Consider the following 23,336-nt stretch of genomic DNA (forward strand, 5'->3'; position numbering starts at 1 on the left):
TGCGAGGCTGTGCGTATAATACGCGCAACATGAATTTGCTCAAAGCTCTCGCTACGGTCAGCGGCTTCACGATGCTCTCGCGCATCACCGGTCTGGTCCGTGAAATCCTGATCGCACGCATGTTCGGCGCGGGTCCCATGACCGACGCCTACAACGTGGCGTTCCGTATCCCCAATCTGCTGCGCCGCCTGTCCGCGGAAGGGGCGTTTTCGCAGGCATTCGTTCCGATTCTGGCCGAATTCAAGACGCAACGCAGTGAACAGGAGACGAAGACCCTCGTCGACTCGGTCACGACGGTGCTCTTCTGGGTACTGCTGGCCATCACCGTGCTCGGCGTGCTCGGGGCATCGGCGGTGGTCTACGCGGTGGCGACGGGCCTGTCGCGCGAGAACGGCACGTTCGACGCCGCGGTGTTCATGACGCGAGTGATGTTCCCTTACATCACGCTCATCTCCATTACGACGCTGGCCGCCGGGGTGCTCAATACGTGGCGGCAGTTTTCGATGCCGGCATTCGCGCCGGTGCTGCTCAACGTCAGCTCCATCGTGGCCGCGCTGTGGGTGGCGCCGCACCTGGAGACGCCGGTTTATGCGCTGGCCTATGCCGTGATCGTGGGCGGCGTGCTGCAACTGCTGATCCAGCTCCCGGCGCTCGCACGCATCGGCATGATTCCGCGCATCACGCTCAATATTGCTGCCGCGCTCCGCAACGTTGGGGTCAAGCGCGTGCTGGCGAAGATGGTGCCGGCCACGCTGGCCGTGTCGGTCGCTCAGGTGAGTCTCATCATCAACACGAACATTGCCTCGCGGCTCGCGCAGGGCAGCGTTTCGTGGCTGGCGTATGCCGATCGCCTGATGGAATTCCCGACGGCGTTGCTGGGTGTGGCGCTGGGCACGATCCTGCTGCCGAGCTTGTCGCGCGCCCACGCGGATGGCGATGCCGCGGAATATTCCGCCCTGCTGGACTGGGGACTTCGGCTGACGTTCCTGCTCGCGATGCCCAGCGCGGTGGGGCTGTTCGTCTACGCCGAGCCGCTGACCGCCACGCTATATCAATACGGACGGTTCGACGCCACCGACGTCGTGATGACCGCGCACGCGCTCACCGCCTACGGCGTCGGACTGGTCGGCCTGATTCTCATCAAGATTCTCGCGCCGGGCTTCTATGCCAAGCAGGACATCAAGACGCCGGTGAAGATCGCCGTGGTGGTACTCATCGCCACCCAATTGTCGAACGTGCTGTTCGTGCGCTGGTTCGCACACGCCGGTCTGTCGCTGTCGATCGGGGTGGGGGCTTGCATGAATGCCGCGCTGCTGTTCGCGGGGCTCTACAAACGCGGCATTTACCGTCCGGCACCAGGCTGGCGTCTGTTCTTCGTGCAACTGCTTGCCGCCTGCCTGATTTTGGCCGGCACGCTGCTGTGGTTCACGCAAAGCTTCGACTGGGTTGCGCTCGGCGCGCGCCCGCTCTCGCGCATTGCGTTGCTCGGCGCGAGCCTGGTGCTATGCGCCGTCGTGTATTTCGGGGCATTATTCCTCATGGGTTTCAACTTCTCGTTCTTCCGCCGCCGCACGCGTTGATCGCGTCCCGCCAGAACCCGATGGGCGATGGCCGGAGGCTTGACGGCTGCGGCACGGCAGCATTCACGGATACCGCATGGCGAATCGAATTCTCGAGTATTTTGCTGCGCTGGTCGCGTCCGACGACGGCCTGCCGCTCACCGAGGCGGCCATTGCCATTGCGCAGGACGTCTATCCCGACCTCGACGTGCAGGGCACGCTCACCCAGATCGACGCGCTCGCCGCACGCCTGTCACGGCGGCTGCCGCCTGACGCCGGGCCGCTGCAAAAGCTGCAGTTGCTGGACCATTTCTTCTTTCGCGAACTCGGGTTCGCCGTCAACCAGAACGACTACTACGACCCGGACAACAGTCATCTGCACATCGTGCTGGACCGTCGGCGCGGCATTCCGATTTCGCTCGCGGTGTTGTGCATGGAAATCGGGCACCAGATTGGCCTGCCGCTGCGCGGCCTGTCGTTCCCCGGACATTTCCTGTTGCGTCTGGCAGTGCCGGCCGGCGACGTCGTCATCGACCCGCTCTCCGGCAATTCGCTCTCGCCGCAGCGTTTGCTCGAAATGGTCGAGCCGTATCTGAAGCACTACCGGGACGAGAGCGCCGAGCCGATTCAGGAGTTGGCCCTATGGGCATTGCTCCACCCGTTTCTGGAGCCCGCCACGCCGCGTGAAATCCTCGCCAGGATGCTGCGCAATCTGCGGGCCATCTACACGCAGAACGAGCGTTGGGAGCGTTTGCTGGCGGTGCAGGAGCGCATGGTGCTCGTGCTGCCGGACCATCCCGTCGAGAAACGCGACCGCGGGTTGGCATACGCCCGGCTCGGGCTGGTACGTCCGGCGCAGGACGATCTTGAGTGCTATCTGAGTGCCCGGCCGGAAGCGGAGGATGGCGATGCCATCCGGCAAGTGCTTGACGATCTGAGCCGACGTCCCGGCGGTCACGGCTGACGCCGACGGCGCGCGCGCCGGTTTCGCCGTTCGCCACGAAAAACGCCAGTCGGTATCGACTGGCGTTTTGATTCTGGCGATCTTACCGCCGCGACGGCGTCGCGCGGCGAGCGGGTGCCCGGTGCCGCTTGCCGGACAGCGCCGCGTCAGACGTCAGGCGGACTGCGCCGCCAGCTCCTGCACGCGTCGTTGCAGCCCGGGTTTGTAACCGAAATGGAAGAACACTTCGGCCATCAGGAACATGGGGGCGATGAATATCTGGAAGAAGTTGTCGAGCAGGGCTGGTTTGCGGCCTTCGAAATGATGGCCGATCAGCTGAATGATCCACCCGCCCACGAACAAGACCCCGAACACGACGAGCGCCCACGTCCAAGGCAGGCGTGCGAGATGCTGCGTCACGGCCAGCAGCACGGCGAAGAACGCCGTCATGGCGAGCGCGAGCGGCACGTCGAGAATGAAGTAATACGACAGCAGCACCAGCATGACCACGTGCGCCAGATTCAGTCCGCTCGGGCCGAGCGGCACCCATGACAGGGCCTGCATCACGGCGAGGATGATCATGGGAACGCCGAAGAAATGCGTGAGACGGTTCTTGGGACTGCGGTGATAGCGCTGGTAGAACGACATCTGTTGCGCCAGTGATTTCATGCCAGCCTCCTGCCTCGGGGGGGACGGGAAGAACACGAGGGTGCCGGCGACTCGACCGGCGTCGGGACCGAGCGCGGTGGCGATCGGCATTCCATTGTAGTCACAGTCCGGAGGACGGCATGTTGCGGTGCGTCAAGGTACGCCCGGGAGCGTGCGTCTCGTGCCGTGCCTACTTCGGTTGCATCCGGATCGCACCGTCCAGACGGATGACTTCGCCGTTGAGCATTGGATTGCGCACGATCTGCTCCACGAGCATGGCGTACTCCGACGGTTTCCCGAGCCGAGGCGGAAACGGCACCATCTGGCCGAGCGACGCCTGCACTTCGGCGGGCATGGCGAGCATCATGGGCGTCTCGAAGATACCGGGGGCGATGGTCATCACGCGGATACCGCTGCGCGACAGGTCGCGGGCGACGGGCAGCGTGAGACTCGCGACCCCGCCCTTCGACGCTGCGTACGCGGCCTGCCCCATCTGGCCGTCGAAGGCGGCGACCGAAGCGGTATTGACGATCACGCCGCGCTCGCCTTCGCTGTTGGGCTCGCCGTGGCTCATGGCCGTGGCGGCGAGGCGAATCATGTTGAAGGTGCCGATCAGGTTGATCTGGATCACGCGCGAAAAGGCGTCGAGCGGGTGTGGGCCGTCGCGCCCCACGGTCTTACTCCCGATCGCGATGCCCGCGCAATTGACGAGACCTCGTAGCGTGCCGAGCGCTTGCGCCGTGACGACGGCGGCCTTGCCGTCATCCTCGCGGGTCACATCGCATTTGACGAACTTGCCGCCGAGCTTTTCCGCGAGCGCCTCGCCTTCGGCGACGTTCACGTCGGCGAGCACGACTTTGGCGCCGAGTCCGGCGAGCCATCGCGCGGCCGCCGCGCCGAGCCCCGAGGCGCCACCGGTGATCAGAAACACATTGCCCTGAATTTCCATGCGTCATCCTCCTTTGGCAAAAAAGGCGGCCGAGTCTGCACTGGCCGCCTTTTTCGTGGCGTTACGGCTGCCTGTATGGCGTCGACACGACCGGGCCGTGCCGTCTACCGCTGACGTTGGCGCGCTTACTTCAGGGCGTCGAACACGCGTGCACGAATCTCGTCCACGCTACCCTGGCCCGAGATCTTGCGGTACTGCGGCGCCTCGACGAGCGCGCCCTGGCTACCGTGCTTCGCCCAATCGGAATAATAGGCGACGAGCGGCTTGGTCTGCGATTCGTACACGGCCAGACGCTTCTTCACGGTTTCTTCCTTGTCGTCTTCACGCTGCACGAGCGGCTCGCCCGTCACGTCATCCTTGCCGTCCACCTTGGGCGGGTTGAACTTGACGTGATACGTGCGACCCGAGGCCGGGTGCGTGCGACGGCCGCTCATGCGGGTGATGATCTCATCGAAAGGCACGTCGATTTCGAGCACGTAGTCGATGGCCACACCGGCTTCCTTCATGGCTTCGGCTTGCGCGATCGTGCGCGGGAAGCCGTCGAACAGGTAACCGTTCTTGCAGTCGTCGGCCGTCAGGCGCTCACGCACCATGCCGATGATCACGGCGTCCGGCACGAGATCGCCGGCGTCCATGAAACGCTTGGCCTCGAGACCGAGTTGGGTGCCTTCCTTGATCGCAGCGCGCAGCATGTCGCCGGTCGAGATTTGCGGGATGCCGAATTTTTCTTTGATGAACGTGGCTTGGGTGCCCTTGCCGGCCCCGGGTGCCCCCAACAAAATCAGACGCATCGATGACTCCTGAAAGTTTGTGATTTGTGAATGCTGTGCGTGCGGCAGGCAGACATTTCCCGGCGATCTGCAGTGGGTTGCGGGTCCGTTGACCGGCCAACCTCACCGCGCGCCGGCGCCGCGCTCGGCAAGGCGCGACGCGCGCACGACCGGGATCTGCTCGCGAGAATCAGAGCGATTATGCCACGACGTGCCCGCCCGGCGGCGTTTTGCCGACGGATGCGCGGCGCGCCTGTTCGAATTCCGGGACGGACCTCGCGGTGCGCACGCGCGGTAAGACCCACGATGCCCAGGCGTTGGAATTCGCGTCGCCGGCCACTTCAACCTCCGTGCCGTCGTCGAGTCGGCCTGCCAACCGCGCCGCCTCGATGCCTGTCGCAGGCGACTTGCGTCAACCGCCTCGCGTCAGCCTTGCAGCAACGCGCGAACCCGCTCGAGGTCCTCAGCGGTATCGACGCCCGGCAACGGCGCGTCCTCGGTGACGAGTACCGCAATGCGCTCGCCATGCCACAGCGCACGAAGTTGTTCGAGCGATTCGGCGGTCTCGATCGGCGCCTGCGGCAGGCTAGGGTAGCTGCGCAGGAATTTCGCCCGATAGGCGTACAGCCCGATGTGGCGGAAGATCGGCGTGCCGGCTGCGGGCAACGTCGCCGTGTGAGCAAGTCCGGCCGACCATGCGTCGCGCGACCAGGGAATGGGGGCGCGGGAAAAATAGAGCGCGCGGCCGTGCGCATCGAGCACGACCTTGACGACGTTCGGGGAAAAGATCTCGGCGTTCTCCGTGATGGGATGTGCCGCGGTCGAGAGCGCACATTCGGGATGCGCCGCGAGGTGGGCCGCTACCGCATGCACCAAACGCGGATCGATGAGCGGTTCGTCGCCCTGGACGTTGACGACAATGGTGTCGTCGGACCAGCCTTGTTGCACTGCCACCTCGGCCAGCCGGTCGGTGCCGGTGGGGTGATCGGCTCGCGTCAGGGCAACGTTGAAGCCGTGGGCCGAGACGGCGTCGGCAACGCTTTGCGCATCGGTTGCCACGACGATCTGGCGGGCGCCCGACTCGCGCGCCCGTTCCGCCACGCGGACGACCATCGGCTTGCCGCCGATATCGGCGAGCGGCTTGTTCGGCAGGCGCGTCGACGCGAGCCGGGCCGGCACCACGGCGACGAAGTCGACGACAGCGGGGGCGGCGCTCACGATGCGGACGTGTCGTCGCTCGGGGGCACGGGCGTCCCTTCGACGGACTGACGCGCTTCGTCGGCCAGCATGACGGGAATGCCGTCACGAATCGGATATGCGAGCTTGTCGGCGTGGCAAATCAGCTCCTGGGCCTTCTTGTCGTACTCCAGGGGCCCCTTGCACAAAGGGCAGACGAGAATCTCAAACAGTCGGTTGTCCACGCAATTTCTCCACTACCAGTGATACGAGACGCGCATCGAGCGCTGCCTCGGCAGGCACGGCCCACACACGTGGGTCGGACCAGGTGACGCATTTTACTGCATCCTTTTCAGTGACCAGGATGGCATCGGCCGCCACGCCATCGAACGGATTCGTGGCGAAGTCGTAATGATCGGGCAGGGGGAGCGTCTCGATCTGCACGCCCGCGGCGCGCAACGCCGCGAAGAATCGCTCCGGGGCGCCAATGCCGGCGGCTGCCAGCACCCGCTTGCCGCGGAAGTGCGAAAGCGGCCGGGCGAGCGACGGCTGACTCACGCACCACGCGTCGCCCAGCGACAGGGTCAGGCGCGAGGTGTTGGGCCAGGCCGGCAATGTCTTGCCGTAAGGGTCGTTGATCAGGTTGGCGTCGCGCGTTCGCGAGAGCGGTTCGCGCAGCGGACCCGCCGGCAGCAGGAACCCGTTGCCGGCAAGACGATGATCGAACACCGCGATCTCGACATCGCGCGCCAGTGCATAGTGTTGAAGCCCGTCATCGCACAGAATGACATCGCACTCGGGATGCGCGGCGAGCAGCGCGCGTCCCCCTTCGACGCGCGCCGGCCAGACCCACACCGGGGCGCCCGTTCGTCTGGCGATGAGCAGGGGTTCATCGCCGACAGCTTCGGGGCGCGCCGTCGGGGTCACCTCGGTCGGGTGCGAGAGCCGTGCGCCGTAGCCGCGCGACAGCACGCCCGGGGTGTACCCGCGTGCGCGCAACGCGTTGACCAGCGCAATGACGGTCGGCGTCTTGCCGGTGCCGCCCACCGTGAGATTGCCGATCACGACGACGGGCACGGGCAGGCGCGTCGAGGCCTTCCAGCCGCGACGAAAACTCAGACGTCGCCATGCGGCGATCGCACCGAAGATCCATGACAGCGGCCAAAGCAGCCATGCGACGGCGCCGCGCCGCTGCCATTGCATGCCGACCCAGTGCACCAGCGAGCCGGACAGGCGCGGTACCAGCGCCCGAGCGCGCGCACCTCGCGCGACGTCGTGCGGAGGCGATGTCATCGGGACGGGCGCGCGGCCGTGGCGCGCGCGGCAAAGGTCAGTCGCGACAGCCCGGCTTCGCGCGCGGCCTCCATCACGTTGATGACCGACTGATGACTGCTTTTCGCATCGGCGTTGATGATGATGACGGGCGCTTGCGCGTCGTCGCTCGCCGGGCCCGCCGACTGGCGCAGCGCCGCTGTCAGGCTGGCCACGTCACGTTGCGCGAGCGCGTGCCGGTCGATGGCGTAGCTGCCGTCCGCACCGACCGAGACCACGATCTGGCGGGGGGGAACCACGGCCTTCTCCGCGTCGGCGGTCGGCAGATTGACCTTGAGCGCGGTGTAACGCGTATAGGTCGTGGTGACCATCAGAAAGATCAGGATGACAAGCAGCACGTCGATGAGCGGGATCAGGTTGATCTCCGGCTCGTCGCGTGTGGAGAGGCCTCGACGGAAATTCATCGCGCAACTCTCGCGTCAGTGCCGCGGCAGCGTGGCATCGAGAAAATGGACCGCCTGCGTCTCGAGTTCCACCAGGAAGGCGTCGACGCGTGTGCGGTAATAGCGGTAGAAGATCATTGCGGGAATCGCGATCATCAGACCGAAACCGGTGTTGTAGAGCGCGACCGAGATGCCGTGGGCGAGCTGCGCCGGGTCGGTTCCCGTGGCGTCTTGCGAGCCGAAGATCTCGATCATGCCGACGACCGTGCCGAACAGCCCCATCAACGGGGCGATCGAGGCAATGGTGCCGAGCGCGGGCAGAAATCGCTCGAGTTCATGGGCGACGGCACGTCCGGTCTCCTCGAGGGCTTCCTTGGCGGCGTCGCGCGGCCCCTGTGGATTGTGGGCAACGTAGCGCACCCCCGTGGCGAGCACACGACCGAGCAGCGAGCCTCTCGCCAGTGCGTCGGTGGCCTCCTGCTTGGCGCCACGACGAGCGAGTGTGATTGCATTCTCGAGAATGCCTGCGGGCAGCACGCGTGCGCGGCGCAGCGACAGGGCGCGCTCCACGATCAGGGCGAGGGCGATGACGGAAGCGATGAGAAGTGGCCAGATGGGCCAGCCGGCGGCCTGGATGACGGCAAACAAAGACGACCTCTTGCTTGTTGCGGGGGATGGGCAAACGAGTCCGCACTGTAGCGTGCAGGGTGGGGATGGGCAAGCACCGTTTTCCACATTGGACGAGCACAAGGATGTGGACAACAGTGGGATACGTTCGGCAACCCTTTGACGCAGCGAAGCTTTTTGGTCCGTGATTAAAAAATGCGCAGTGAGCTGTTTCAGAAATGAACACCACCGCAAGCTCGCGAATCCCAGGAAAACCCCGCGAGCCTGTGGATAACTATGTGCACATGTCCGCGCGTCAGGATATATCTTGGCCCCGGTACCGAATTCCGTGTTTGACACCATCGGTCTTCAGCTCGGAAATCCCGATAAATCAAGGGTTTGAGTTTCTCTGACTGGAAATGTCGGGCGTTTGCACGCGAAAACCCTTAAATTAGCGGGCCTGTGGACAGTTTTTCGTCAGCCAACGCGCATGAACCTTTCTTTCGACGACGCCCGGCCCACCGGTGGTGCGGATCGCGTGCTAAGCGTTTCAGATTTGAACAAGGCCGTGGCCGGCGTGCTCGAGCGGAGCTTCCCTCTGGCGTGGGTCAGCGGCGAAATTTCGAACTTCACGCGAGCGGCCAGCGGCCATTGGTATTTCTCCATCAAGGACGCGCAGGCGCAGATGCGCTGCGTGATGTTCCGCGGACGCGCCCAGCATGCCGATTTCATGCCCAAGGAGGGCGATCGCGTCGAAGTTCGCGCCTTGCTCTCGATGTATGTGCCACGCGGCGAAGTGCAACTCAACGTGGAGGCTATCCGTCGCGCCGGACAGGGCAACCTGTACGAGGCGTTCCTGCGACTCAAGGAAAAGCTCGCCGCGGCAGGCCTTTTCGATACCGCCCGAAAACGCGCGTTGCCAAAGTACGCACGCCGCGTGGGTGTGGTGACGTCATTGCAGGCCGCCGCGCTGCGCGACGTGCTCACCACGCTGGCCCGTCGTGCGCCGCATGTCGCGGTCGTGGTCTATCCGGCCCCGGTGCAGGGCGTCGATGCCGCCGCCCGCCTCGCCGCCGCGCTCGACATCGCCAATGCCCGCCGCGAAGTGGATACGATTCTGCTTTGCCGAGGCGGTGGCTCGATCGAGGACCTCTGGGCGTTCAACGAGGAAGTGCTGGCGCATGCCATTGCGCGAAGCGAACTGCCGGTCGTCTCGGGCGTGGGGCACGAAACCGATTTCACCATTGCGGACTTCGTGGCCGACGTCCGAGCTCCTACGCCGACCGCGGCCGCCGAACTCATCAGTGCCGCGCGCGACGAATGCCTGCGCGAGGTCGACCGCGAGCGCCAGCGTCTCACGCGCGCCATGTGGCGTACGCTGGAGCAACGCGCCCAGCAACTGGACAGCCTGTCACGCGGGCTGGTGTCGCCGCGTGAGCGTTTGGCGCGTCAGCGCGGCGAGCTCGCGCACTTGTCAGATCGCATGCGGCACGCGCTGGAGCGCCCGCTGGCGCAGCGGCGAGGCCGCTTCGAGATGTTGCGCCTGCGCCTGGCGCGCGCCGTGCCGGATATTGCGTCGCAGCATGAGCGCATGGCATTGCTCGGGCAGCGCATGCAGCGTGCCATGTTGCGCCGTGCCGAGCGCTCGGCGCAGCGTCTGGCCGACGCCAGTGCGCAACTGGAGCTGCTAAACCCTCGTCGAACGCTGCAGCGCGGTTATGCCGCGGTGCTCGACGCCAAGGGGCAACCGCTGCGCGACCCGCGCCGGCTGCAACGCGGCCAGCAGGTCACCATGCACTTGGCGCAAGGCGCGGCCGACGTCGGGATTGGTGACGTTCAAGTCAGGCTAGACGATACTTTTTAGGCGTGGACGGTTCGGGGAAGCTGGCAAATCGCAGGGATCCTGCGTCGATTGGCCGGGATCGGCAAACAATCGTCACATTCGACGGGCACATTGCGGGAAGCCAAGTACCCGTTGGGTTTGCGGGGTTATCGCATCTGCCCTAGAATCGATGGCTCCGGATAACGCAAATCGGGTTCCCCTCAGAGCACAAAGGACAATTGCCATGGAACACAAGCTCCCTGAACTGCCGTACGCCATCGATGCACTGGCGCCGACCATCTCCAAGGAAACGATGGAGTATCACTACGGCAAGCACCACCAAGCCTATGTGACCAACTTGAACAACCTGATCAAGGGCACCGAATTCGAAAACGCCAGCCTCGAAGACATCATCAAGAAGTCGTCGGGCGGCGTGTTCAACAATGCAGCCCAGGTGTGGAACCACACCTTCTTCTGGAACACCCTGACGCCCAAGAGCAGCGGCGCACCGACGGGTGATCTGGCCAAGGCCATCGACGCCAAGTGGGGGTCGTTCGACGCCTTCAAGGAAGCCTTCACGAAGTCGGCCGTGGGCAACTTCGGTTCGGGCTGGACGTGGCTGGTGAAGAAGGCCGACGGTTCGCTCGACATCGTGAACACGAGCAACGCCGCCACGCCGCTCACCACGACCGACAAGCCGATCATCACGATCGACGTGTGGGAGCATGCGTACTACATCGACTACCGCAATGCCCGTCCGAAGTTTGCCGAGGCATTCTGGACGCTGGTCAACTGGGATTTCGCCGCGAAGAACTTCGCCTGATCGAACGTCCCGGAACTTGCCGATCGACAATCGCGAATCGCGCATTTCGAGGTGCGGTTCGTGATGTGATGCCGCGTCAGGCGCCCAACCCGAGCGCGCGACGTTGCCGGCAATCGAAAAGCCCACCGCTTGCGGTGGGCTTTTTTCGTATTCAGCCGTTGCCGGATCGCATGGATGTGCGGTGGGCTTGATCGACATCAACGTTTGGCGATGCGAGCCCCGATAGAGTGAGGGCTCCAAACCAGACGAACGACTCATGCCAGACCCTGCGCCACCCTCCCGCGCCCCTTCCGGTGATTCCCTTCCCGAGCGCCACGTGCGTCGCGCGGGCCCGGAGGTCACCGCGGCAGACATTCAGCCCGTGGCGCCGCATCGGCGCCGGCTCGCCGATGCCCGGCTAATGCGCAGTTTGCCGAGTGCCGCATGGACGTTGTTCCGCCTGGCCGAACACAAGCGCGGTGGCACCGCCAGTCACATGTGGCGCGTTGGCACGCTCGCATGGCGTTTCGCGAAGTCGCTGGGACTGCCCGCCGTGGAGGCGCAGGCGCTCGGCCTCGCGGCCGCGCTGCACGACACGGGCAAGCTTTGCATTCCCAATACGATATTGGAGAAGCCGGGCAAATTGTCACCCGACGAGATGCAGGTGATGCGGATGCATCCCCGACTCGGCGCCGACATGCTCCGCGCCATTGGCGGGGCCGCGTGCGAACTGGCCGCCTCGGTGGCGCTGACCCATCACGAGCGTTACGACGGACTGGGGTATCCGTACGGGCTGTCGGGAAATCGCATTCCGCTGGCGGGGCGCATCGTTGCCATCGTCGACGTGTTCGATGCGCTCGCGAGTCATCGGCCTTATCGGGACGCGCTCAGCCCGACGCAAATCGTCGGTGCGATGCTCGGCGAACGGGGACGTCACTTCGATCCCTGGCTGCTCGACTGCTTTCTCGAGCGATCGCTCACATCCGCGCTGGGCGTATCGAGCGGCGCACGCTGAGTGCGCCGCCCCGGCAACTGACGATCAGCGCGGCAGGCCGGAGATTTTCATGCCCGGTCCAATACCTCGCTTACTGAACCAGCCCTGGTTCATTTCGAGCGCGAAGCGCACGGCGGCGCGAGGGCAGTGGTTGTCTTCGGTCTGCGGGGCCATGTCCTCGATGTTCACGATCGTGCCGTCGTCGGCCAGAAAGGCGATGGACAGGGGCAGATCAGTGTTTTTCATCCAGAAGCAGTGACCGGCGCGTTGTTCGAACACGAACAGCATGCCGGCGTTGTCGGGCATGGTCTTGCGATACATCAGACCCTGCTCGCGATCGGCTTCGTTGGCGGCCACTTCGGCCTTGATCAGGTACATGCCGGCGGAAAGCTGGACGGTGGGAAACTGGCCGGGTTGTTTGATTTGCGCGGCGGCGCTCGTCGGCGCAAGGGCCATGAAGGCGGCAGAGGCGGCAAACGCGGCGCTGGCGGCAAGCGCGGCCAGTTGACGTGAAATCCGGATCACGAACGACTCCTGAAAGATCGGGGGGAACGTCAGAGGGAGGCGGATCATTGTAGCCGCCGGACGAAAAAAAAGCAGGTTGCGAGAGCAACCTGCTTGTTACCGCACGTTGCGCAGACGTGCTGCGCCACGCGGGACTTACTTGCTGGCAGCGGCCGGCGCTTCAGCAGCCGAAGCCTTCTTTGCCGACTTCTTGTGCGACTTCTTGTGCGTCGACTTCTTCTTTGCAGCCGGCTTGCTTGCGGCGGCCGGAGCAGCACCCGCGTCAGCGGCCGGAGCCGAAGCTTGAGCGAACACGCCAGTTGCGAACAGGCCAGCGACCAGGGCAGCGATCAGTTTTTTCATGAGATTCCTCGTTGAAGCTCGATGTTGGGGTGATGTACTCGTTGACCCGCGAAGTGAGTCATCTCCTTTAACGTCCGTTCAGGACATCCGTTGACAACCCACCCGCAGATTTTTTCGAACCAAAGTATTACGGCTTGTTACCGACCGGGGGTTGGGCAGCCTTCTTGCCGGTCTTCTTGTGGTGATGCTTTTTGTGCTTGGCCTTCTTCGCCGGCGCGGCATGGGTAGCCGCTGCCGGTGCCGCCGGAGCGGGCGCTGCTGCCGCAGGCGCCGCCGGTGCGACAGGCGCCGTGGCCGGCGCCGATTGTTGGGCCATCGCGGCGCCGGACACGATCAGGCCGGCGGTCAATGCGAGCAGCAGTTTGTTCATGACTTGGTTTCCTCGTTTCAGTTCGTGGTGCGTATGTTGCGCACCTGTTCCCTCAACGAGATGGACGGTCGCGGCGTTGACCGGAAAGTGTAAGTATTTGTTGCGGCAGTTCGCACCATTGTCCTGGCGCCAGATTCAGCGCGAAGACGTCGACCGGACCGATGGCTACGCGTACGAGTCGCAGGGTCGGTTTGCCCACGGCGGCCGTCATGCGTCTGACCTGGCGGTTCTTGCCTTCGACCAGCGTGATCTCCAACCAGTGGGTCGGAATGCTTGCGCGATAGCGGATGGGCGGATGGCGGGGCCAAAGTGCCTGCGGCTCGGGAATCTCGCGGGCGTCGCAGGGCAGGGTGACGAAATCGCCCAGATCGAGACCGGCGCGCAGGCGAGCCACGGCCGCTTCTTCGTAAGCCCCTTCGACCTGCGCCCAATAGGTCTTGGGCAACTTGCGCTCCGGTTCCGCAATCCGCGCCTGAAGGCGACCGTCGTCGGTAAGCAGCAGCAGTCCTTCACTGTCGGCATCGAGGCGACCCGCCGGATAAACCCCGGGCTGCGCGATGCATTCGGCGAGTGTGGGGCGAGTGGGATGCGGCGAGAACTGGCAGATCGTGCCGAAGGGTTTATTGAGTGCGAGAAGTGTCATACCGGTAGCGCAAAATCGGAGAGTGCCGACGGACACGCCCGCCGTGGGACATGGCAGCGGAACGCAATATGCGTTCTTGAACCGCTGGTCAGCCCCGCCATGTTAATGCATAATCGGGAATGTAAGTCTTATGTCTTATATAAGAGTTGTCTTGCGTTACGCGCACCCTGCGATGCAGTGACTACAATAGGGACGAAATACGTCGAGCGTTCCCCCTCGGGCGCATTTGGCGAGCGCAGCCCGATTTTTCCATTGGAGCCCCACCATGTCGTATCAGCACATCAAGGTACCGGCCGGCGAGAAGATCACCGTCAACAGGGATTTCTCGCTGAACGTGCCGGACAATCCGATCATCCCGTACATCGAGGGAGACGGCACGGGCGTGGACATTACGCCGGTGATGCTCAAGGTCGTCGATGCGGCCGTGGAGAAGGCCTATGGCGGCAAGCGCAAGATCAGCTGGATGGAAGTCTACGCGGGAGAAAAATCCACGCGCATCTATGGCCCCGATGTGTGGTTGCCCGACGAAACGATGCAGGCCGTGAAGGACTACGTCGTGTCGATCAAGGGGCCGTTGACGACACCGGTCGGCGGCGGCATCCGATCGCTCAATGTCGCGCTGCGCCAGCAACTCGACTTGTATGTCTGCCTGCGTCCGGTGCAGTACTTCAAGGGCGTCCCGTCGCCGGTGCGTCATCCCGAGAAGATCAACATGGTGATCTTCCGCGAGAACTCGGAGGACATCTACGCCGGCATCGAGTGGGAGGCGGAATCGGCGGGGGCGAAGAAGCTGATCGCGTTTTTGCGCAATGAAATGGGCGTCACCAAGATTCGCTTTCCGGAAACCTCCGGCATCGGTGTCAAGCCGGTTTCGCGCGAGGGCACGGAGCGCCTGGTACGCAAGGCCATTCAATACGCGATCGACAATAACCGCGACACCGTGACGCTAGTGCACAAGGGCAACATCATGAAGTTCACGGAGGGCGGGTTCCGCGATTGGGGGTATGCGCTCGCCAAGAACGAATTCGGTGCGACGGAGATCGACGGCGGACCTTGGTGCAAGGTGAAGAACCCGAAGACCGGCAAGGAGATCACGATCAAGGATTCGATTGCCGACGCGTTCCTGCAACAGATTCTGCTGCGTCCGGCCGAGTACGACGTGATCGCCACGCTGAACCTGAACGGCGATTACATTTCCGATGCGCTCGCGGCGCAGGTCGGAGGTATCGGTATCGCACCGGGGGCGAATCTGTCGGATTCGGTCGCGATGTTCGAAGCCACGCACGGCACGGCGCCGAAGTACGCCGGCAAGGACTACGTCAATCCGGGGTCGGAAATTCTCTCGGCGGAGATGATGCTGCGCCACATGGGATGGACAGAAGCGGCCGACCTGATCATCGCGTCCATGGAGAAGTCGATTCTCTCGAAGAAGGTCACCTACGATTTTGCCCGTCTGATGGAAGGCGCGACGCAAGTGTCCTGTTCCGGCTTCGGTCAGGTGATGATCGACAACATGTGATCCGATATCTCGGATTGCTGAACAACCCCGCCACCGAATGGAACAGGCGGGGTTTTTTCTTGACGTCGTGCGCAAGCGTTTTGCCGCGAACCGCCCGGCAATGCCAACCTGTCCCGCGCGTCGCGCCGGCTAGTTCACGACGATCGTCGTCGTGACGCGGTGGTCGCCGGTGGTGGGGGTGTGGCTGCCGAATTCGCGCGGGAAGCCTACGGTCCAGGTGACCACGTCGGTGCCGGGCGATTTGCCGGCCTGGTACCAGACCACCATGCCGGGAAATCGCATGCTTTCGCAGCGCTGCCCGGCTGGCACCGTGTAGTCGATCCATTCGGGGATCACTTCGCCGAGCGTGGGTGTCGAGTCGAGTTCAAACGTCGGCTGGCCGAGCGAGCGGCACAGCACGCTGTAGTTGGGCTGCACCCAGATCGCCGCCTTCTCGCCGACGGCAACCGTAAGCGTGATTTCCCTTGGGGGATACGGGGGAAGCGCTGACTGAGCACGCGGCGCGCCGGGTGCCAGCGCGAGCATGGCGAGAGCCACCGCACGCCATGCGATCTCGATGGTATCCATGACGGATCTCCCACCCCCCGATACTGCCGACGCCGAGTGTTCTCCCGGCTCATCCCTGTCGTCGGCACGATGCTTCCATTACAGTTCACGCGCGCGCACAAGGCAAGGCGCCGCGCGATCGTGTGCCTCGGGGGTGTATCACCGTCCGTCGAAGCATGCGGCGAGGCGTTGCGCCTCGAAAGCCTGCACCACGTGATCGACGAAGACCCGGGTGCGCAGGGGAAGCTGCTTCTTGTTCGAGTAATAGATGAACACGCCGCCGTACTCTTCGTACCATCCTGGCAGAAGCCGGTGAATGCGACCCGACGCGAGCAACGGCGCGGCATGCGGCATCGGCAGCAGTGCGACCCCGTAGCCGAGCGCAACCGCGTGCGCCATCGCCTCGGGATCGTCGAAGATCATGCGCGTGCGCGCCTCGATGTTGACGCGCTCGCCCAGCGCGTTGCGCAAGTCCCAGGCGCGCAGACGCCCGGTCGCACCGGAGCGCCGGATCACGGCATCGAACGACGCCAGCGCGGACGGATGCGTGGGTGTCTCGCGTTCGGCCATGTAGCCGGGCGACGCACAGATGACCGCATAGGTTGGCGCGAGCCGTCGCGCGATCACTCCGGGCGTGAGCTCGATCCCGCCGCCGATGGCGGCATCGAAGCCTTCGGCCACGACATCCACGCTGCGGTTGTCGAAGCGCCAGTCGGGCACGATCTCGGGGTAGCGAGCGAGAAAGTCGCCGAGCAACGGCAAGAGGTACTGACGCCCGAACGCGTGCGCGACGCTGACCTTGAGCACGCCGGATGGCGCGCTCTCGCGCTCGGCGGCGCGGGCAAACGCATCGGTCAGCGCCGCGAATGGCGCGTCGACGTCGAGCAGGAACCGCTCGCCGCCCGCGGTGAGCGTCACACTGCGCGTGCTGCGGTGGAACAGGCGCAACCCCAGTTGTGCCTCCAGACGCGCGACATTCTTGCTCACGGCCGCGGGCGTCATCCCCAACCGGCGCGCCGCGGCGGAAAAACTTCCAGCGCGCGCGCTGAGCACGAAAGACTCGATCAGATGCATGGCGTCCATGGGTCACCTGTTCCAAATGGTTGAAATTGATGATCGATATTATCGTCTAGTGGGAATGTAATTCGCGAACCATACTGGCTCCACTTCTTAACCCGGTGGAGCAATGACATGGCGACGAACTTTCCAGGCAAGGTGGCATTCGTGACGGGGGGCTCGCGCGGGATTGGCGCGGCCGTGGTGCGGCGGCTGGCCGATGGCGGCGCGGCCGTTGCGTTTACGTTCAAGGGATCGAGGGCGGCCGCCGAGGATCTGGTCGCTGAAATCGAAGCCTCGGGCGGGCGCGCGCTTGCCTTGCATGCCGACGCGGGCGACGCCGCCGCATTGACGCAAGCGGTGAATGAGGCGGCGCTTCGCTTTGGCAGGATCGACATTCTCGTGAACAACGCCGGTGTGTTTTCCATGGCATCGATCGCGGACATTCCGGTCGACGAGTTCGACCGCATGCTCAACGTCAACGTGCGCGCCGTGTTCATCGCATCGCAAGCGGCGCTTGCGCACATGGGCGAGGGCGGGCGCATCATCAACATCGGCTCGTGCAACGCCGAGCGCATGCCATTCGCGGGCGGCGCGACCTACGCGATGAGCAAGGCGGCGCTGGTCGGGCTGGTCAAGGGCATGGCGCGCGATCTCGGCCCCAGAGGCATTACCGTGAACAACGTGCAGCCGGGGCCAACGAACACCGACATGAATCCGGCTGCCGGCGATTTCGCGGGGGCGCTGCACGATCTGATGGCGCTCAGGCGCCACGCTCGCCCCGAGGAAATTGCGGCGATGGTGGCGTATGTCGCGAGCGAGGAGGCAGGGTTCGTGACCGGCGCGAGTCTCACCATCGACGGCGGATTCAACGCCTGAGTCGTGGCCCGGCAGGTCGCGCGGCGCGCGCAAGCCCGGGGCCGCGGCGTCGTCGTCGCCAACGCGCCCGGCATGGGGCTTGGGCCGCTGCCGAGCGCGGCGACGGTCACTCCGAGAAGAGCTCGAACAGCAGCGTGCGCATCCATTGGCTTGCCGGCTCCTGATGATACCGGGCGTGCCAGAACAGGTTGATCTGGACGTCGGGCACGTCGAGCGGGTGATCGACGTAACGCAGGCCGAAATGCCGCGCGCTTCGCTCGGCGAACTTTTCCGTCACGGTGGCAATCAGGTCGGTCGCATGCAGGATGTCGGCCAGCGCGACGAAGTGCGGCACGCGCAGCCGGATGTTGCGATGCACGTGGGCGCGCGCCATGAATTCGTCGACCTGGCCGTGTCCAGTGCCCGCGGCGACGACCATCACCTGCTCGGCGCGTTCGAAATTCTCGCGCGTCATCCGTGTCTGCTTCGGTCGATCCAGCGGATGTCCCGGCCGGAACATGCAGACATATTTCTGGCGGAAGAGTCGCCGCTGGAAGAAGCCTGCCGTGAGATCCGGCAAATGCCCCACCGCGAGGTCGACCTGACCCGCCGCCATTTCCTCCTGCAGATTCACCGCCGTATTGCGCACGGTGCTGACGGTGATCCCGGGCGCCCGCTCGCCGAGCGCGTGCATGAGTTTCGGCAGGAAGTGCACCTCGCCGATGTCCGTCATGGCGATCTGGAACGCGCGCCGGCTGGTCGCGGGATCGAACGCAAGCTGACGGTTGAAGACGCCGTGCAGGGCGTCGAGCGCCGCCGCCACGGGCTCGGCCAGCGCAATGGCCATCGGCGTGGGCAGCATGCCGCGCGAGGTGCGGATGAACAGCTCGTCGTTGAACAGCTTGCGCAGGCGCGCGAGCGAATTGCTCACCGCTGGTTGCGTAACGCCCAGAGCCTCGGCCACGCGCGATACGCGTCTTGCGTTGTACAGGTGCTGAAAGACCACCAGCAGGTTCAGATCGACAGAATGGAGGTCCATGGGCGTGCCGGATCGCTCGATGAAATCACTGAAATTTATGGGGAATATAAACGAGATTCTATTGGTTTATATCGAGGGTTGCGCGATGCTGTCTGCAAACGGCGTCAAAACGCCATGCGCGGTGCGCTGGATGCACCGTCAGAACGGAGACAACCCCCATGCAAGTTCACGTGCAGCCGCTCGGCGAGCGCCTTGATGTCGCCCCCGGCGACAACCTGCTCAAGACGCTGACCGAGCGCCAGATCCCGATTTCCTACAGTTGTCTGTCCGGCCGATGCGGCACTTGCCGTTGCCGGGTCCTGTCGGGCGACGTGCGTCAGGCCGACGGGGTCGAGTACCGTCATCATGACGAACCCTCCCCGGGCGAAGGCGAGCGCCACGTGCTGGCCTGCCAGTCAACGGTGCATGGCGATTGCGAGATCGCGTTGCCGGAGGTCGACGAAGTCGTCGTGCATCCCGCGAAGATCCTGAAGGCGACGGTGCTCGCCATCGAAACGCTCACGCACGACATCAAACGGCTGGTCCTCAAGCCCGCGAAGCCCCTCAGCTTCTCGCCGGGCCAATACGCCACGCTGCAATTCACGCCCGCGCATGTCCGTCCGTATTCGATGGCAGGCCTCGACGCCGACGACACGCTCGAGTTTCACATCCGCCGCGTGCCGGGCGGCGCGGTGACCGGCTACGTCGCCGAGCAACTCAAAGTGGGGGATGCGGTTCGCGTATCGGGCCCGCTGGGCACGTCGTATCTGCGTACCCGCCATGAGGGGCCGATGCTTTGCGTGGCTGGCGGGACGGGGCTCGCGCCGGTGCTCTCAATCGTGCGTGGGGCGGTGGCGCGTGGCATGACCAATCCCATCGACATCTACGTCGGTGCCCGTTCGCCGGACGACGTGTACGGTCTTGCGTGGCTGCGCGAGCTGGCGTCGCGACACGCGGGCATTCGCCTGCACGTGGTGACGACCACAGCGGCGATCGACGCGGGTGCGCCGCGTGACGAAACATTCCGTGTCGGATATGTGACGGAGGCGATCGCGGCCGATTTCGCCTCGCCCGATGCGCTGGGCGGATGGCGCGCCTACCTGTGCGGTGCCCCGCCGATGGTCGAGGCCGCCACGCGATTGCTGCGCGAGCGTGGAATCGACGGCGCGCATATCTACGCCGACGCGTTCTACGCCACGGCCCCCTAGGCACGCAAAGGGCGTTCGGCCCAGGCGGGCGGCGGACGTGCACGTGCGCGCTGTCGACCACGTCGTGTGAGCGCCGACCGGCCTGACGTTTCGCCGTATCGATGGATTTCGCACACCCAAAGGAGACGATCGTGAGTACCACACCGCAGACCGGGTTCGACCCGGCGCCGTCCGACGGCCATTCGGCAACGGACATCTGGCCCGCCGAGGGATCGAGCCGCATTCCGTTTCGCGTCTATACGGACGAGCAGCTCTATCGCCGGGAACTCGAGCAATGCTTCTATCGCAAGCACTGGAACTACGTCGGGCTGGAGGCTGAGGTGCCCGGACCGGGCGACTTCAAGCGCACGGTGATCGGCGAGCGCTCGGTCATCGTCACGCGCGACGCCACGGGCGACATCAACGTGGTCGAGAACGTGTGTGCGCATCGCGGCATGAAGTTCTGTCGGGAAAAGCGCGGCAATCGCACCGATTTCCATTGCCCGTATCACCAGTGGAACTACGACCTCAAGGGCAATCTTCAGGGCGTTCCGTTCCGCCGGGGCGTGAAGCAGGACGGCAAGGTCAACGGCGGCATGCCGAAGGATTTCAAGCCCGAGGAGCACGGGTTGACCAAACTGAAGGTCGCCACGCGCGGCGGCGTGATCTTCGCGTCGTTCGATCACGAGGTCGAATCGCTCGAAGACTTCTTCGGGCCGGAGATCTGCGCCTATTTCGACCGGTTGTTCGACGGGCGCAAGCTCAAACTGCTGGGCTATAACAAGCAGCGCATCCCGGGCAACTGGAAGCTCATGCAGGAGAACATCAAGGACCCGTATCACCCGGGGCTGCTGCATACCTGGTTCGTCACGTTCGGCCTGTGGCGTGCCGATAACAAGTCGCGTCTCGTGATGGACGCGCACGGTCGCCACGCGGCCATGATTTCCACGCGCGGTCAGGGCGGTGGCGGAGAGGTGACCTCGGGCGTGTCGAGTTTCAAGGAATCGATGTCGCTCAACGACATGCGCTTTCTCGACATCGTCCAGGAAGACTGGTGGAAGGGGCCGACCGCCGTGCTCATGACGCTTTTCCCCAGCGTGATCCTCCAGCAGCAGGTCAATTCGGTGTCGACGCGCCACATCCAGCCGCGCGGGCCCAATGCGTTCGACTTCGTCTGGACACACTTCGGCTTCGAGGACGACACCGAGGAGATGACCCAGCGCCGTTTGCGCCAGGCGAATCTGTTCGGGCCCGCAGGCTTTGTCTCGGCGGACGACGGTGAGGCCATCGAGTGCTCGCAGGAGGGCTTCGCGCAGAAGCCGTGGCACCGCGTCATCGCCGAGCTGGGCGGCACCGGCGTGGAGAACACCGACCACATGGTGACCGAAACGCTGATTCGCGGCATGTATGCCTATTGGCGCCGTGTGATGGACGTTTGAGGAGACGACAGATGGTGGATTTCGCAACCTTTCAGGCCGTGGTCGAACTCAACGCAGCCTACGCGGCGGCGCTCGACGCCCAACAATGGGACGCCTGGCCCGACTTCTTTCTCGACGATTGCGTGTACCGGATCCAGCCGCGCGAGAACTACGACATGGGACTGCCGCTCGCCACCCTCTCGTTCGAGAGCAAGGGCATGCTGCGCGACCGCATCTACGGGATTCGCGACACACTCTTTCACGATCCTTACTACCAGCGGCACGTGATCGGCCTGCCGTCGATTCGCGAGCGCGATGCCGACACGCTCGAGGTCGAGGCGAATTACGCCGTTTTTCGCACCAAACCGGATCAGTTGAGCGACATCCTGTCGGTCGGCCGGTATCTGGACGTCATCAAACGTACCGACGAGGGATGGAAGTTCGCGTCGCGCCAATGCATTTTCGACAGCGAGATGATCCCCAACTCGCTGATCTACCCGATCTGAAGCGAGGAACGACATGAGTGGAAACTGGATGGAAGCGGCGTCGCTCGACGCCATCCCAGAGGACGACGTGATCGGCGTGGTGGTGGCCGGACGGGACATCGCCCTGTATGGCGTGGGCGGCGAGGTGTTCGCGACCGACAACGTCTGCACCCACGGGAACGCCCGCCTTTGCGACGGATTTCTGGAAGGTCATGAGATCGAGTGCCCGCTGCATCAGGGCAAGTTCGACGTGCGGACGGGCGCCGCCCTGTGCGCGCCGCTAACCGAGGCGGTGAAAATCTATCCGATCCGTATCGAGGCCGACAAGGTTTACGTCGACCTGGGCTGAGACGGCCTGCCCCCAAGCGGTGCAAGCGAAGCGGAGCACGGCACCTTCCCAGCCCTGAAACATCGAGACCACCTATGAACGGGCTGCCCCCAGGGGCGGCCCGTGGCTATTGCAGCGCAGCGCGGCCTCTCGCGAGTCCGCGTCCCGCCACGACGGCGTGACGCGATGAATCAAATGGGAAGACATGAAACAAATGGTTCATCCTGCGGATTGCCCGGCCCCCGCGCCGTGTGCTTTCGCGATCGTCAAATGCCTATTGCATTCTGACGCGCCGCGCCGGCGTATTGGTCGATACCTTTCCCATCGGCCGAATCGGCGGTATTGGGATGCGGAGATGCGGGAAGCGGCTGCGTAGGAATGCTTACATTATTGAAGTAAATGCGTAATTGATTTCCGCATTCCGGCAATCCCGTTGGGTAATTTAATAATTGAGCGGAATATTGCGATGAATCAACTTATATACAGGTTTTAATGCAGACAAATTTCGCACGACTTTGGGTCGTGAGTGGAAAGTCGCGTCGAATTCACTGAGCGAAAATGGATCCAAAATGAGACAAGCTGGTGCATATGTTGCTGCGGCGCAATAAAAAACCCGGCCGGAGCCGGGTTTCCAATGCGTCGAACCGTGGCGCTCAGGGAGCTGCCTGGATGTTCGAAGCCTGCTTGCCCTTCGGGCCTTGAACGACATCGAACTGCACCTTCTGTCCTTCCTTCAGGGTCTTGAAGCCGTTCATCTGGATTGCCGAGAAGTGCGCGAACAGATCCTCGCCACCTTCGTCCGGCGTGATGAAACCAAAACCCTTGGCGTCGTTAAACCATTTGACCGTACCGGTTGCCATACAAACTTCCCCTAAACAATTACGACTACTACATATCACCGCAACAACGAGCACATCTGAAAAACCCGCCGGCTGGCGGCGGCTTCTTAGGCTCACCCAGGCATCTTTTCTTTTAAAACGCTTATAGAGGAAAAGCGCCACGATGATTGTTTTCGCTAACCGCCAATAGTGTCAAGCCCTTTTTGAACGATAGAAGT

At 63.9% G+C, this 23,336-nt stretch carries 27 protein-coding genes; 11 read left to right on the forward strand and 16 right to left on the reverse strand.

Annotated elements, in window-relative coordinates; translation table 11 throughout:
- The first annotated feature begins 29 nt into the window (after positions 1-29).
- Positions 30-1,580, forward strand: coding sequence for a murein biosynthesis integral membrane protein MurJ (murJ, locus tag PMO31116_RS15645; protein WP_150567536.1), 1,551 nt, complete (start codon positions 30-32; stop codon positions 1,578-1,580).
- A 76-nt stretch (positions 1,581-1,656) separates the two neighbouring features.
- The gene (locus tag PMO31116_RS15650) at positions 1,657-2,523 is read left to right on the forward strand and encodes a SirB1 family protein (RefSeq protein ID WP_150567537.1); all 867 of its coding nucleotides are present in this window, start codon (positions 1,657-1,659) and stop codon (positions 2,521-2,523) included.
- Positions 2,524-2,676: 153 nt separating this feature from the next.
- On the opposite strand, the gene PMO31116_RS15655 is transcribed toward PMO31116_RS15650, so the two are convergent.
- From PMO31116_RS15655 to PMO31116_RS15690, 8 genes are all read right to left on the reverse strand, one after another.
- Positions 2,677-3,171, reverse strand: coding sequence for an Mpo1 family 2-hydroxy fatty acid dioxygenase (locus PMO31116_RS15655; protein WP_174971389.1), 495 nt, complete (start codon positions 3,169-3,171; stop codon positions 2,677-2,679).
- A 169-nt stretch (positions 3,172-3,340) separates the two neighbouring features.
- A complete protein-coding gene (locus tag PMO31116_RS15660) occupies positions 3,341-4,099 on the reverse strand; it encodes a 3-hydroxyacyl-CoA dehydrogenase (RefSeq protein ID WP_150567539.1) in 759 nt (252 codons plus the stop codon).
- 125 nt (positions 4,100-4,224) lie between these two features.
- Positions 4,225-4,890 (reverse strand): adenylate kinase, encoded by a 666-nt coding sequence (gene adk, locus PMO31116_RS15665; protein WP_150567540.1) that lies wholly within the window; start codon positions 4,888-4,890, stop codon positions 4,225-4,227.
- A 405-nt stretch (positions 4,891-5,295) separates the two neighbouring features.
- Entirely contained in the window at positions 5,296-6,087 is a 792-nt protein-coding gene (kdsB, locus tag PMO31116_RS15670) for a 3-deoxy-manno-octulosonate cytidylyltransferase (RefSeq protein ID WP_150567541.1), read from the reverse strand.
- A complete protein-coding gene (locus PMO31116_RS15675) occupies positions 6,084-6,290 on the reverse strand; it encodes a Trm112 family protein (RefSeq protein WP_150567542.1) in 207 nt (68 codons plus the stop codon). The genes kdsB and PMO31116_RS15675 overlap by 4 nt, the downstream gene beginning before the upstream one ends.
- Positions 6,271-7,248: a tetraacyldisaccharide 4'-kinase gene (gene lpxK, locus PMO31116_RS15680; RefSeq protein ID WP_246185333.1), complete on the reverse strand. Its 978-nt coding sequence runs from the start codon at positions 7,246-7,248 to the stop codon at positions 6,271-6,273. Before lpxK ends, PMO31116_RS15675 begins: the two co-directional genes overlap by 20 nt.
- An 86-nt stretch (positions 7,249-7,334) precedes the next feature.
- Positions 7,335-7,781: an ExbD/TolR family protein gene (locus PMO31116_RS15685; RefSeq protein ID WP_150567544.1), complete on the reverse strand. Its 447-nt coding sequence runs from the start codon at positions 7,779-7,781 to the stop codon at positions 7,335-7,337.
- 15 nt (positions 7,782-7,796) lie between these two features.
- Positions 7,797-8,408: a MotA/TolQ/ExbB proton channel family protein gene (locus PMO31116_RS15690; RefSeq protein ID WP_150567545.1), complete on the reverse strand. Its 612-nt coding sequence runs from the start codon at positions 8,406-8,408 to the stop codon at positions 7,797-7,799.
- Between the two features lie 448 nt (positions 8,409-8,856).
- On the opposite strand from PMO31116_RS15690, the gene xseA reads away from it, so the two are divergent.
- The 3 genes from xseA to PMO31116_RS15705 all read left to right on the forward strand — a co-directional run bounded on the left by xseA (position 8,857) and on the right by PMO31116_RS15705 (position 12,005).
- A complete protein-coding gene (xseA, locus tag PMO31116_RS15695; protein WP_150567546.1) occupies positions 8,857-10,230 on the forward strand; it encodes an exodeoxyribonuclease VII large subunit in 1,374 nt (457 codons plus the stop codon).
- Positions 10,231-10,432: 202 nt separating this feature from the next.
- Positions 10,433-11,011 carry a superoxide dismutase [Fe] gene (sodB, locus tag PMO31116_RS15700; protein ID WP_150567547.1) on the forward strand — a complete coding sequence of 193 codons (579 nt, stop codon included), beginning with the start codon at positions 10,433-10,435 and terminating at the stop codon, positions 11,009-11,011.
- Between the two features lie 256 nt (positions 11,012-11,267).
- Positions 11,268-12,005 (forward strand): HD-GYP domain-containing protein, encoded by a 738-nt coding sequence (locus tag PMO31116_RS15705; protein ID WP_150567548.1) that lies wholly within the window; start codon positions 11,268-11,270, stop codon positions 12,003-12,005.
- 24 nt (positions 12,006-12,029) lie between these two features.
- Here the strand turns inward: PMO31116_RS15705 and PMO31116_RS15710 are convergent, their stop codons facing one another.
- The 4 genes from PMO31116_RS15710 to PMO31116_RS15725 form a co-directional block, all read right to left on the reverse strand.
- Positions 12,030-12,557, reverse strand: coding sequence for a DUF192 domain-containing protein (locus PMO31116_RS15710; protein WP_425494799.1), 528 nt, complete (start codon positions 12,555-12,557; stop codon positions 12,030-12,032).
- An 87-nt stretch (positions 12,558-12,644) separates the two neighbouring features.
- Positions 12,645-12,851, reverse strand: coding sequence for a hypothetical protein (locus PMO31116_RS15715; protein WP_023594564.1), 207 nt, complete (start codon positions 12,849-12,851; stop codon positions 12,645-12,647).
- A 127-nt stretch (positions 12,852-12,978) separates the two neighbouring features.
- On the reverse strand, positions 12,979-13,221 hold the full coding sequence (locus PMO31116_RS15720; RefSeq protein WP_150567549.1) for a hypothetical protein: 243 nt from the start codon (positions 13,219-13,221) through the stop codon (positions 12,979-12,981).
- 52 nt (positions 13,222-13,273) lie between these two features.
- Positions 13,274-13,864, reverse strand: coding sequence for a pseudouridine synthase (locus PMO31116_RS15725; protein WP_150567550.1), 591 nt, complete (start codon positions 13,862-13,864; stop codon positions 13,274-13,276).
- 265 nt (positions 13,865-14,129) lie between these two features.
- Here PMO31116_RS15725 and icd point away from each other — a divergent pair, with 265 nt between their 5' ends.
- A complete protein-coding gene (gene icd / locus PMO31116_RS15730) occupies positions 14,130-15,383 on the forward strand; it encodes an NADP-dependent isocitrate dehydrogenase (protein WP_150567551.1) in 1,254 nt (417 codons plus the stop codon).
- A gap of 129 nt (positions 15,384-15,512) precedes the next feature.
- On the opposite strand, the gene PMO31116_RS15735 is transcribed toward icd, so the two are convergent.
- Positions 15,513-15,950, reverse strand: a complete 438-nt coding sequence (locus PMO31116_RS15735; protein WP_150567552.1) for a hypothetical protein — start codon at positions 15,948-15,950, stop codon at positions 15,513-15,515.
- Between the two features lie 138 nt (positions 15,951-16,088).
- Positions 16,089-17,012, reverse strand: coding sequence for a LysR family transcriptional regulator (locus PMO31116_RS15740; RefSeq protein ID WP_150567553.1), 924 nt, complete (start codon positions 17,010-17,012; stop codon positions 16,089-16,091).
- Positions 17,013-17,120: 108 nt separating this feature from the next.
- On the opposite strand from PMO31116_RS15740, the gene PMO31116_RS15745 reads away from it, so the two are divergent.
- Positions 17,121-17,864: an SDR family oxidoreductase gene (locus PMO31116_RS15745; protein ID WP_150567554.1), complete on the forward strand. Its 744-nt coding sequence runs from the start codon at positions 17,121-17,123 to the stop codon at positions 17,862-17,864.
- Positions 17,865-17,970: 106 nt separating this feature from the next.
- Here the strand turns inward: PMO31116_RS15745 and PMO31116_RS15750 are convergent, their stop codons facing one another.
- A complete protein-coding gene (locus PMO31116_RS15750) occupies positions 17,971-18,882 on the reverse strand; it encodes a LysR family transcriptional regulator (protein ID WP_150567555.1) in 912 nt (303 codons plus the stop codon).
- A 158-nt stretch (positions 18,883-19,040) separates the two neighbouring features.
- Between PMO31116_RS15750 and PMO31116_RS15755 the strand changes: the two genes are divergently transcribed.
- The 4 genes from PMO31116_RS15755 to PMO31116_RS15770 all read left to right on the forward strand — a co-directional run bounded on the left by PMO31116_RS15755 (position 19,041) and on the right by PMO31116_RS15770 (position 22,300).
- Positions 19,041-20,069 carry a 2Fe-2S iron-sulfur cluster-binding protein gene (locus PMO31116_RS15755; RefSeq protein WP_150567556.1) on the forward strand — a complete coding sequence of 343 codons (1,029 nt, stop codon included), beginning with the start codon at positions 19,041-19,043 and terminating at the stop codon, positions 20,067-20,069.
- Between the two features lie 131 nt (positions 20,070-20,200).
- Positions 20,201-21,487, forward strand: coding sequence for an aromatic ring-hydroxylating dioxygenase subunit alpha (locus tag PMO31116_RS15760; protein WP_246185323.1), 1,287 nt, complete (start codon positions 20,201-20,203; stop codon positions 21,485-21,487).
- An 11-nt stretch (positions 21,488-21,498) separates the two neighbouring features.
- Complete coding sequence (locus PMO31116_RS15765) at positions 21,499-21,972, forward strand: aromatic-ring-hydroxylating dioxygenase subunit beta (protein ID WP_150567557.1); 474 nt, start codon at positions 21,499-21,501, stop codon at positions 21,970-21,972.
- A gap of 13 nt (positions 21,973-21,985) precedes the next feature.
- Complete coding sequence (locus PMO31116_RS15770; RefSeq protein ID WP_150567558.1) at positions 21,986-22,300, forward strand: non-heme iron oxygenase ferredoxin subunit; 315 nt, start codon at positions 21,986-21,988, stop codon at positions 22,298-22,300.
- A 632-nt stretch (positions 22,301-22,932) separates the two neighbouring features.
- On the opposite strand, the gene cspD is transcribed toward PMO31116_RS15770, so the two are convergent.
- Positions 22,933-23,139: a cold shock domain-containing protein CspD gene (cspD, locus tag PMO31116_RS15775; RefSeq protein WP_150567559.1), complete on the reverse strand. Its 207-nt coding sequence runs from the start codon at positions 23,137-23,139 to the stop codon at positions 22,933-22,935.
- Between the last annotated feature and the right edge of the window lie 197 nt (positions 23,140-23,336).

It is taken from the genome of Pandoraea morbifera (genome assembly GCF_902459575.1).
In the GTDB taxonomy this organism is placed as follows: domain Bacteria; phylum Pseudomonadota; class Gammaproteobacteria; order Burkholderiales; family Burkholderiaceae; genus Pandoraea; species Pandoraea morbifera.